The following is a 973-nucleotide window of genomic DNA, read 5'->3' as shown; positions in this document are numbered from 1 at the left end:
TTAGTTGAGGTACGCTGTTTGTTTTCGTTCAGATCGATTTTTGATCTCGTTACGAGGGTTTGGGCGAGCGCTTCTTTGCTGATGCGTGATTTTAGTTCTATCACATCTCTATCAGTTCGAGATAAATTTTGCTGGGTTCGAAGAGTAGCCAACTGTATATCCAACCCGCTGCTTTCAAAGGAAGCCTGTACTTGTTCTGCTGCAAGCTGACGAGAGTTAATCGACAGACCTTTTGTCATTAAGTCGTTTATTTGAGCAAGTTACTTGCGACTGATTTCGAGCTGCCGTTCGAGCGTGCCACTTTTCGCCTTCAGTGAAACGAGTTCTTGTTTATATATTTGCCTTGATTGCTCAATTGCATTTATCTCGGACAGCCGTGCTTCTTTTCTAGTATTAAACAAAAGAGTTTCATCTCGCATTGCCTTAACGACATGCGGGTCGGTCGCAATTGCCGTAAGATAATCGGTCATTTGAATAGATGAGGCTTCAGAAACCTCAGCAGACAATCTCGATAATTTTGCTTCTGATGAAATTCGTTCTGCTCGCAACGATTCTAATTCACCCCCTGAATCGAGCACACCACGCTTTTTATTATACAAATCCGACTCCCGCACAATACCTTGAGCCGTGCTTATTGCTTGTAGGATGGTCATTCCCGGCTGAAACTCATATTTCCCGGGCTGTTGAACCGCGCCGATTACGTAGAATGGCCTATATCGGATCACTTCTACAGATGCTGCGGGGAGTTCTGCAAGATCAGCTTTTTGCTTTAAAGTATTACCGATCGCAGCCGCAAGGTTCGCAGTAGTGCCATCCGCGGCTTTAACCTCACCAAGAATTGGCATCGAGACGAAACCGTCTGCGCCAACGGAGAATTCCCCATTCAATGCAGTCCATGGGTATGCCTCTCCAGCGTTTTTTCGCAGGTCATAAACTCGAATCGATAACCGGTCTCCTGGCCCCAACAGATATT

1 protein-coding gene and 1 pseudogene are annotated in these 973 nt (G+C 45.7%); both read right to left on the bottom strand.

Annotation, left to right across the window (positions count from 1 at the left end):
• Positions 1-239 (bottom strand): annotated as a pseudogene (locus FV233_RS31015) (sugar transporter); the annotation flags it as partial.
• Between the two features lie 21 nt (positions 240-260).
• On the bottom strand, positions 261-973 hold a 713-nt coding region (locus FV233_RS29605), incomplete at its 5' end, for a polysaccharide biosynthesis/export family protein (protein WP_187278278.1).

It is taken from the genome of Methylobacterium sp. WL7, assembly GCF_008040085.1.
Classification (GTDB): Bacteria; Pseudomonadota; Alphaproteobacteria; order Rhizobiales; family Beijerinckiaceae; genus Methylobacterium; species Methylobacterium mesophilicum.
Note: the sequence above shows the minus strand (reverse complement) of the source record. Positions and strands in the feature narration are given on the sequence as shown.